The organism is Yoonia sp. (assembly GCF_036770585.1).
In the GTDB taxonomy this organism is placed as follows: Bacteria; Pseudomonadota; Alphaproteobacteria; order Rhodobacterales; family Rhodobacteraceae; genus Yoonia.
The window spans coordinates 1-8,855 of record NZ_DAIPIW010000092.1 but is presented as its reverse complement, the minus strand read 5'-3'; the positions used below and the strand labels follow the sequence as shown (position 1 = coordinate 8,855).

The 8,855-nt window shown below is 63.9% G+C and carries 8 protein-coding genes and 1 tRNA gene; 5 read left to right on the top strand and 4 right to left on the bottom strand.

Annotated features, from left to right (window positions below):
- On the bottom strand, positions 1 to 289 hold a 289-nt coding region (locus V7N12_RS12690; protein ID WP_333714977.1), incomplete at its 3' end, for a PaaI family thioesterase.
- Positions 290 to 326: 37 nt separating this feature from the next.
- Complete coding sequence (metF, locus tag V7N12_RS12685; protein WP_333714976.1) at positions 327 to 1,193, bottom strand: methylenetetrahydrofolate reductase [NAD(P)H]; 867 nt, start codon at positions 1,191 to 1,193, stop codon at positions 327 to 329.
- A 92-nt stretch (positions 1,194 to 1,285) separates the two neighbouring features.
- Here metF and V7N12_RS12680 point away from each other — a divergent pair, with 92 nt between their 5' ends.
- A complete protein-coding gene (locus V7N12_RS12680) occupies positions 1,286 to 2,191 on the top strand; it encodes a LysR family transcriptional regulator (RefSeq protein WP_333714975.1) in 906 nt (301 codons plus the stop codon).
- Between the two features lie 66 nt (positions 2,192 to 2,257).
- Complete coding sequence (locus V7N12_RS12675) at positions 2,258 to 3,049, top strand: inositol monophosphatase family protein (protein WP_333714974.1); 792 nt, start codon at positions 2,258 to 2,260, stop codon at positions 3,047 to 3,049.
- On the opposite strand, the gene V7N12_RS12670 is transcribed toward V7N12_RS12675, so the two are convergent.
- Positions 3,046 to 3,786, bottom strand: a complete 741-nt coding sequence (locus V7N12_RS12670; protein ID WP_333714973.1) for a rhomboid family intramembrane serine protease — start codon at positions 3,784 to 3,786, stop codon at positions 3,046 to 3,048. The two genes, V7N12_RS12675 and V7N12_RS12670, sit on opposite strands and share 4 nt — an antisense overlap.
- A gap of 42 nt (positions 3,787 to 3,828) precedes the next feature.
- Positions 3,829 to 7,290 (bottom strand): bifunctional proline dehydrogenase/L-glutamate gamma-semialdehyde dehydrogenase PutA, encoded by a 3,462-nt coding sequence (gene putA / locus V7N12_RS12665; RefSeq protein WP_333714972.1) that lies wholly within the window; start codon positions 7,288 to 7,290, stop codon positions 3,829 to 3,831.
- A gap of 104 nt (positions 7,291 to 7,394) precedes the next feature.
- Between putA and V7N12_RS12660 the strand changes: the two genes are divergently transcribed.
- The 3 genes from V7N12_RS12660 to V7N12_RS12650 all read left to right on the top strand — a co-directional run bounded on the left by V7N12_RS12660 (position 7,395) and on the right by V7N12_RS12650 (position 8,576).
- Positions 7,395 to 7,874 carry an Lrp/AsnC family transcriptional regulator gene (locus V7N12_RS12660; RefSeq protein ID WP_333714970.1) on the top strand — a complete coding sequence of 160 codons (480 nt, stop codon included), beginning with the start codon at positions 7,395 to 7,397 and terminating at the stop codon, positions 7,872 to 7,874.
- Between the two features lie 31 nt (positions 7,875 to 7,905).
- The gene (locus V7N12_RS12655) at positions 7,906 to 8,445 is read left to right on the top strand and encodes a tetratricopeptide repeat protein (protein ID WP_333714969.1); all 540 of its coding nucleotides are present in this window, start codon (positions 7,906 to 7,908) and stop codon (positions 8,443 to 8,445) included.
- Positions 8,446 to 8,490: 45 nt separating this feature from the next.
- A tRNA-Leu gene (locus tag V7N12_RS12650) sits at positions 8,491 to 8,576 on the top strand.
- Positions 8,577 to 8,855: the final 279 nt, after the last annotated feature.

Here is an 8,855-nt window from a genome sequence, read left to right as displayed (position 1 = left end):
CCGAGCCTTTGGGCGTCATCGTCATCACCGCGCAGGACATGCAACTGTCCAGCAAAGTCCCATACCAGCCGCCATGCACACCGCCCATCGGGTTGGTGTGCTGGAATTCCGGCGTGCCGCGAAAGACGACACGGCCTTCAGCGACCTCTTCCAGCGTATAGGCCATCAGTGCGGAAATCGGCGGGCGGCTGATCCGGCCCGCTTTCATCGCCAGCATGAAATCCAGCCCCGACATCGAAAGCAGGGTGTCGTGGTCTGGCATCTCTTGCGGTGACGTGGCGGTGAACATGGCGGCCTCTGGCTTTGACGCCCCGAGGCTTGCCGTGTCAGGCGACGTTTTGCAACCGCACATTCGGCGTCACGCCAAGCGCATGACAGATGTCGCGTGTCAGTTCGGGCCGGTTCAGCGTGTAGAAATGCAGGTGATCCACGCCGCCCTGCAACAGGTCGTCGCAAAGCTCGGTCGCGATGGCGGTCGCCAGAAGCTCGGTCGTGCCGGTCTTTTCGGCATTGGCGAAACCGTCGCGAATGACCTGCGGAATATGCGTGCCGCAGGCTTGGGCAAAGCGCTGCACACCACCCCAGCTTTCGATGGGCAGGATGCCGGGGATGATCGGCGCGTCGATCCCGGCCTTCACGCAAAGGTCGCGGAAGCGAAAGAAGGTCTCGGCCTCGAAAAAGAACTGCGTGATCGCCGAGGTCGCGCCCGCGTCGATCTTGCGCTTCAGGAAGGCGATATCGGCGGCCTGATCCAGAGCCTCGGGGTGCTTTTCGGGATAGGCGCCCACGCGGATGTTGAATTTGCCCGTCTCGGCCAAGGCTTCGATCAGGTCGATGGAACTGGCGAAACCTTCGTGGTGAGCCGTGAACTTGGCGTCGCCTTTGGGGGCGTCCCCGCGCAGGGCCACGATTTCCTTGACGCCCGCCTTCGCGTAGGCATCCGCGATGTCGAGTGTCTCTGCCTTGGTCGCATCGACACAGGTCAGGTGGGCCGCGACATTCAGGCCGGTGTTGGTATGGATCGCCTCGACCGCCTCATGCGTCAGCTTCCGCGTCGTGCCGCCCGCACCATAGGTGACCGAAACGAAGGTCGGGTCCAGCGGGGCAAGCGTATTGACGCAATCCCACAGACGGAATGACGCCTGAAGCGATTTCGGCGGGAAGAATTCGAAGGATACGGTCGGTGCTGGCATGATGAAACCTCTTGTTGCCTTGCGGTTTGACCAGCTTTATTGAAATGAGGCAAATTCATAAACTTCACCAAGGTCATGAGGTCTGCTCACATATGCATATCGAGTTCCGGCACCTGCGCACGATCAAGGCGATCCACGATACCGGCGGGCTGGCCCGTGCGGCGGACCAGTTGAACATCACCCAGTCGGCGCTGTCGCATCAGATCAAGGGGATCGAGGATCAGGCGGGGATCGAGCTGTTCGTGCGCCGGTCCAAACCGCTGCGCCTGTCTTCGGCGGGGATGAAGATGCTGGCGGCCGCGGAAGCGATCCTGCCGCAGGTGGCAGCACTCGAGGCGGAATTCTCGGGCCTTGTCGCAGGCAAGGCGGGCCGTCTGCATATCGCCATCGAATGTCATGCCTGTTTCGAATGGCTGTTCCCCGTGCTTGAACAGTTCCGCAAGGCATGGCCCGAGGTTGATGTCGACATCCGCCCCGGCCTTGCCTTCGACGCGATGCCGGCTTTGCGCAAGGAAGAGGTCGATCTGGTGGTCTCTTCCGACCCCGAGGATCTGCCCGAGACGGATTTCACGGCGCTTTTCGACTATGAACCGGTTTTCGTGGCCTCGTCGTCGCATCCGCTAGCCGGGAAAGACTTTATCGAACCCGAGGATTTCCGGGGTCAGACCCTGATCACCTATCCGGTCGATCGCGCGCGGCTTGACATCTTCTCGCAGCTTTTGACACCGGCCAAGGTGGAACCTGCCGAGGTCAGACAGGTGGAACTGACCGCCGTGATCCTGTTGCTGGTCGCCTCGAACCGGGGCGTTGCGGTGCTGCCGGACTGGGTCGTCAGGCAGGTGCGTTACAGTTCCGACTATGTCACGCGCCCGCTGACGCAAGGGGGGATTACCCGCAGGCTTTACGCCGCGACACGCAGCGAGGATACCAGCCGTCCCTACATGGCCCATCTGATCCGTCTGGCCCGACAGGAAGCGGTCAAGCTGCAACGCGGCTAGGCCCTTGCCACCCTGCAAAGGGCGTCCTATACGCCGCCCCTGATCCAAGGACCTAGGACGTGGCAAATGGCTGGCAGCGCAAACCTGAACGTGATGATGAAAACCGCCCGCAAGGCGGGGCGCGGTTTGCTCAAGGACTTCGGCGAGGTCGAGAACCTGCAGGTCAGCGTCAAGGGTCCCGGCGACTTCGTCAGCCGCGCCGACAAGGCCGCCGAGGCGCAGATCCGCGCAGACCTGATGGCGGCGCGCCCCTCCTACGGTTTTCTGGGCGAAGAAGACGCCGAGATCGCGGGTGAGGACCCGACCCGCCGCTGGATCGTCGACCCGCTGGATGGCACCACCAACTTTCTGCACGGCCTGCCGCATTGGGCTGTTTCGATTGCGCTCGAACACAAGGGGCAGGTGATTGCGGGGGTGATCTACGATCCGGTCAAGGACGAGATGTTCTACGCCGAAAAAGGCAACGGCGCATGGCTGAACGAAAGCCGCCTGCGGGTTTCGGGCCGTCACAAGATGATCGAGAGCATCTTCGCAACCGGCGTGCCTTTCGGCGGCCGTCCCGACCTGCCCGCCACCTTGCAGGACCTTGCGCGCCTGATGCCCGCTTGCGCCGGTGTGCGCCGATTCGGGTCCGCAGCGCTCGACCTCGCCTATGTGGCGGCGGGCCGCTATGACGGATTCTGGGAGCGCGGGTTGAACGCCTGGGACTTGGCCGCAGGGATCGTCATCGTGCGCGAGGCGGGGGGGATCGTCGAACCCCTGCAGAAGGACGGTGATCTGTTGAATGACGGCGCGGTCATCTGCGCGAACGCGCCGATCTTCGATACTTTCGCCAAGGTGATCCGCAACAACGGCTAACGCTTGCGGCGAACGGTGGGCACGGCGCTGCGCGTATAGACCGCGTCTGGATGCGGCGGATGCCCGTCGGTGCGCCGCCAGAACGCAGGCCCGCCCTCTTTCAGCCAAAGCGGGATCGTCAGCACCAGCCCGATCACGAATCCGCCCGCATGGGCCCAATAGGCGACACCGCCGCCAGATGTGTCGACGCTGACACCGCTGACGATCTGGATGCCGAACCAGATGCCTAGCATGATCCATGCGGGGATCGGAAAGACCCTGATATAGATGATCAGGATCAGCAGCACATCCACCCGCGCTTTGGGGAAAAGCAGCAGATACCCACCCATGACCCCGGCAATCGCCCCGGATGCGCCGACCATCGGAACGGCCGAGTAGGGATCGCCCACCACCTGCGCAAGGCTCGCCCCGACGCCGCTGGCCAGATAGAACAACAGGAAGGGCAGGTGCCCCATCTCGTCTTCGAGGTTGTCACCGAAGATCCACAAAAACAGCATGTTGCCCGCCAGATGCATGAACCCGCCATGCAGGAAGATCGAGGTGACCAGCGCCGGGTAATTCTCGCCATTGGTCAGGCGGACGGGCAGCAGCGCATAGTCGAAATAGAACTGCGACAGGGCACGGTTGTTATCCAGCGCCCCCAGTCCCCAAAGATAGATCAGCACATTGATCACGATCAGCCCGATCGTGACATAAGGCACGCGGGACGAGGGATTGTGGTCGCGGATGGGAAACATACCGCGACCGTCCCTTAACTTGTGCAGGTGGTCAAGTGGGCGTCAGCCCGCGACCTCGGCCAGAAGTGCGGCGTTTCCGCCCGCAGCCGTCGTGTCGATGCAGACATGGCGTTCGTGCATGACATGGGCGGTATCGGGCATCGCAGTGACAAGTGCGGTGATCGGCCCCTTGCGCTGCGCAAGTGCGGCTTCGTAGGCGCGCCCCAGCGTGGCATCGCCCCACCACAACACCACGCCCAGCGGGGAAAACGTTGCCAGCGCATCCGCCGTGACGGCGCCATCCGCGCCGACAGCCGCACCGCCCAAAGCCTCGACCGCCGCGATCTGAGCGGCGACAGCCTCGGGCCCCGGCCCGAGGCAAAGCACCGGCCCGCGCGGATGCAGGCTGTGGCGGTTCGATTCACCCGTAGGCCCCGGCAGATCGGTTGGGGGTTTGCCAGCGGGCATCACCATCTTGGCCAGTCGGGACCCGAGCGCAGAGATGTCGGCATTCGTCTTCCAGTCGGTTGCCGCAGGCGGAGCGGCAGGTGCCGCAAAGCGCGGCAGATAATGCGGCCCGCCTGCTTTCGGGCCGGTGCCCGACAGGCCCTCTCCGCCGAAAGGTTGGCTGCCGACAATCGCGCCGATCTGGTCGCGGTTGACGTAGAGATTGCCGGCGTTGATCCGCTCGACCACGGTCTGCACGCGGTCGTCGATGCGGGTGTGCAACCCGAAGGTCAGGCCATATCCGGTGGCATTGATATCCGCGATCACCTGATCCAGTTGATGCGCCTTGAAGGTGGCGATGTGCAGGACAGGGCCGAAGACCTCACGCTGCAGATCGGCAATGCCGTTCACACGGATCGCCGTCGGGGCGATGAAGTGCCCCTGCGCAGGCGCCTTGATCTGGTGAATGATCCGCCCCTCTGCCTTGGCCGTGGCGACGTGGTCGGCAATCGTCTGATGCGCGGCCGCGTCGATCACCGGCCCGACATCGGTGGACAGCAGCCAGGGATCACCGAGACTCAGCTCGTCCATTGCGCCCTTCAGCATCTTCAGCAGCTTTTCGGAAATATCTTCCTGCACATAAAGACACCGCAGCGCCGAGCACCGCTGTCCGGCCGAGCGGAAGGCGCCATTCACGATATCGCGCACCGCATGTTCGGGCAGGGCGGTGCTGTCGACGATCATCGCATTGAGCCCGCCGGTTTCCGCGATCAGCGGTGTTCCCGGCGCGCAATGGGCGGCCATGTTGGCACGGATCTTCAGCGCCGTCGCGGTCGAACCGGTGAAGGCCACGCCCGCAATCCGCGCGTCACCCGTCAAGGCTGCCCCCACATCGCCGCCGCCGGGCAAAAGCTGGATCGCCGCGACCGGAACGCCCGCTGCGTGCATCAGTTCCACCGCCCGCATGGCGATCAGTGGTGTCTGCTCGGCGGGTTTGGCCAGCACCGCATTGCCCGCAGCCAGGGCCGCCGCGATTTGTCCGGTGAAGATCGCCAGCGGAAAGTTCCAAGGGGAAATGCAGGTCCAGATCCCGCGTGCCTGCTGGTCAGGTTTCGCCTGCGCCGCATAGTAGCGCAGGAAATCCACCGCCTCGCGCAGTTCCGCGACCGCATCGGGCAGGCATTTTCCCGCCTCGCGGGTCAGGATGGCGAAAAGCTCGGTGGCATTGGCCTCGTAGGCATCCGCCACCGCGTACAGGACCTTGGCGCGGGTCGCGACATCCGCATCCCAAGGCGCTGCAGAGTCCAGCGCATCGGCGATATCCTTGGCGGTGGCGTTGCGCACCCTTCCCACGACATCGCCCGGATTTGCGGGGTTCGGAACCGGTTGCGCGCCCTGAAGCCTGCGGCGGGCGAATTTCGGGCAGGAAGAGGTCAGCGGGTGCGCCCCGAACTGGACGGATTTGAACGCGTGGCTGGCCTGCGCGTGTTCCTGCAATGTCGGGGCATGAGTCAGATCCCAGCCTTTGGAATTGATCCGCTCGGGCTGGAACAGGTCCGGGCCCTTGGTCAGCGGCCTGTCATGGCCAAGCTGATCGAAGGGGCAGGCGGCGACGACATCCGCGGGCACATCCTCGTCCACGATCTGGTTGACGAAGCTGGAGTTCGCCCCGTTCTCCAACAGACGCCGCACCAGATAGGCAAGAAGGTCCTCGTGTGCCCCCACCGGCGCATAGATCCGGCAGCGGGTCTTTTCCTTTTGCAGCACGATGGTGTGCAGGGTCTCGCCCATGCCATGCAGGCGCTGGAACTCGAAATCCGCAGGGCCGCGCCCCATCTGCCTCGCCAGATCGAGGATCGCGGCAACCGTATGCGCGTTATGCGTGGCGAACTGCGGGTAGATGCGGTCGGTCAGCCCCAGCAGCTTGCGGGCGTTGCTGATATAGCTGATGTCGGTGTGATGCTTGGCGGTGAAGACCGGAAAGCCCGTCATCCCCATCACCTGCGCGCGTTTGATCTCGGCGTCCCAATAGGCGCCCTTGACGAGGCGCACCATGATCTTGCGATCCAACCGCGCCGCCAGCCGGTGCAGGTGGTCGATCACCAGCGGTGCGCGCTGCCCATAGGCCTGCACGACCACGCCGAAGCCTTCCCATCCGGCAAGGGCCGGTTCGGCGAGGACGGCGGCGATCACATCCAGCGACAGCGACAGCCGGTCCGCCTCTTCGGCGTCGATGTTGAAGCCCATGCCCGCCGATTTCGCCAGCATCGCCAGCGCCCGCACGCGCGGCACCAGTTCGGACATCACGCGGGCTTCCTGCGCCACCTCATAGCGCGGATGCAGCGCCGAGAGTTTCACCGAGATCCCCGGATTCTCGGCCACGCTGCCGGATGTGCAGTGTTCGGCAATCGCACTGATCGCGCGCGAATAGGCCAGATGATAGCCGCGTGCATCCGCATCGGTGCGCGCCGCCTCGCCCAGCATGTCATAGCTGTAGGTGAACCCTTTGGCCTGCATCCCTTCGGCGCGTTTCATCGCCTTGCCGATATCTTCGCCCAGCACGAACTGCCGCCCCATCTCGCGCATGGCGCGGGCGACGGCGGTGCGGATCACCGGCTCGCCCAGACGTTTGACCGCCGAGCGCAGGTGCCGTGTGATCCCCGGCTGGTCGTCATCCAGCACACGGCCCGTCAGCATCAGTGCCCAGGTCGAGGCATTGACCAGCGACGAGGCCGAGTGCCCCAGATGCTTGCCCCAATCAGAGGGCGCGATCTTGTCCTCGATCAGGTCGTCCATCGTCTCGGCATCCGGCACCCGCAACAGCGCCTCGGCCAGACACATCAGGGCGATGCCTTCGTCGGTCGACAGACCGTATTCCGCCAGAAACACCTCCATCAGTCCCGGATCGGTGCTGGCCCTGATCTGCCGCACAAGCGCCGCCGCATGATCCGAAATGCGGGCGCGGTCGCCGGGCGACAGGGCCGCGGTATCGACGAGGGCGGCGACAGCGGCAGCTTCGTCGCGATACATGGCGCTGTCGATGGCGAGGCGCAGATCAGGTCCGGCGAGGGTGTTCATGAGAGACTCCGTAAAGCTTTGTCCCAGTATATCGGGAATCAACTGGTCATTTCGCCTTTCCTCTGGCAGGATCAAATCCGTTCAGACTGAATTGGATGTGATTCATGGGCGAAAAGACTTCTGATCTCGACGGTTTCGACCGCAGGATCATCGACATCCTCGGCGGAGAGGGCCGGATCAGCGTGACCGAGCTCGCCCGCCGGATCGGGTTGTCGAAGTCCCCCACCCAAGCGCGCCTGAAAAGGCTGGAAGAGGCAGGGGTGATCCGTGGCTACCGCGCGCTCTATGATCCGATCCTGCTTGGGCGCAACCACGTCGCCTTTGTCGAGGTCAAGCTATCCGACACGCGCGAGGCAGCCCTCGCCGCCTTCAACAGGTCCGTGGTCACCATCCCCGAGGTCGAGGAATGCCACCTGATCGCCGGGGCCTTCGATTATCTTCTCAAGGTCAGAACCGACGGCATGACCGGCTACCGCGGCGTGCTGGCCGAGAAGATCTCGACCCTGCCGCATGTGGCGCATACATCGACCTATGTGGCCATGCAGGCGGTGAAAGAGGACGGCATGGCCAGCGACGGGGCTTGACCGCAGGGCCAGTCGGCTCACATCTTGGGTCATGAGATGGTTCTTTCCCTTGCTGATCGCAGCGGCGCCGGCGTTCGCCGAAACCTGCCCCGCCGTTCCCGACCGCAGCGCCGAAAAGGCTGCCCACTACGCGGGCCTGCTGGCGGCGACGAACGAACAGGGCGCCGCGCCGCATAATGCGGGCCTTTGGGACATTTGGCTCGACGCACCCGACGCCACGGCGCAGGGGCTGCTGGATCGCGGCATCGCGGCGCGGCGTTTCGGGGATTTCCTTGCATCAATCGCCGCACTGGACCGGCTGGTGGATTACTGCCCCGACTATGCCGAAGGCTACAATCAGCGCGCCTTCACCTATTTCCTTGGCGGACGCTTTGAACAGTCGCTCGCCGATCTGGACCGGACGCTGGCCATCGACCCCCGCCATATCGGCGCGCTCTCCGGCAAAGGGCTGACCCTGATCGAGTTGGGCCGCACCGACGCGGCGCAAGAGGCCCTGAAAGCCGCCGTCGCGCTGCATCCCTGGCTGACCGAGCGCTCTTTGATCACCGAAGCGCCGGGCACCGATCTCTGAACGCCGCTTGCCCCGCCCGGGTGGGCCGCTTAGGAATGGCACCGTGCCCGCGTGGTGGAATGGTAGACATCGGAGACTTAAAATCTCTTGGCCGCAAGGCCGTGCCGGTTCGAGTCCGGCCGCGGGCACCATGGCACGACCGATTCACGGTCGAGTCGCGCCGCTTCGCCTCTTGCTTCAAAGCTTTTGACGAGAATCGCTTTTCGTGCCAGATTACGGCTCTGGTCGGCTGCGATGGGCGAGCGCAAGCGCAGCCATCGACCCAATAAAACATGGGGATTTTACGGTTTATTCTGTCGGGTGTTCGGGAATGCATTTTTCTTGAAAAAAGCCCTTGCAGCTTCCCGAGGTTATCCGTAGAACCCCCTTCACTGGCGGCGCTGAGGTGCTGTTGGGACGCTAGACGGGCT

Excerpts from the sequence above, each read along its gene's own strand:
- V7N12_RS12660 (WP_333714970.1), top strand. The coding sequence starts at position 7,395 with ATGGGCGAAAAGACTTCTGATCTCGACGGTTTCGACCGCAGGATCATC.
- V7N12_RS12655 (WP_333714969.1), top strand. The coding sequence starts at position 7,906 with ATGAGATGGTTCTTTCCCTTGCTGATCGCAGCGGCGCCGGCGTTCGCC.
- V7N12_RS12680 (WP_333714975.1), top strand. The coding sequence starts at position 1,286 with ATGCATATCGAGTTCCGGCACCTGCGCACGATCAAGGCGATCCACGAT.
- V7N12_RS12670 (WP_333714973.1), bottom strand. The coding sequence starts at position 3,786 with ATGTTTCCCATCCGCGACCACAATCCCTCGTCCCGCGTGCCTTATGTC.
- putA (WP_333714972.1), bottom strand. The coding sequence starts at position 7,290 with ATGAACACCCTCGCCGGACCTGATCTGCGCCTCGCCATCGACAGCGCC.
- V7N12_RS12675 (WP_333714974.1), top strand. The coding sequence starts at position 2,258 with ATGGCTGGCAGCGCAAACCTGAACGTGATGATGAAAACCGCCCGCAAG.
- metF (WP_333714976.1), bottom strand. The coding sequence starts at position 1,193 with ATGCCAGCACCGACCGTATCCTTCGAATTCTTCCCGCCGAAATCGCTT.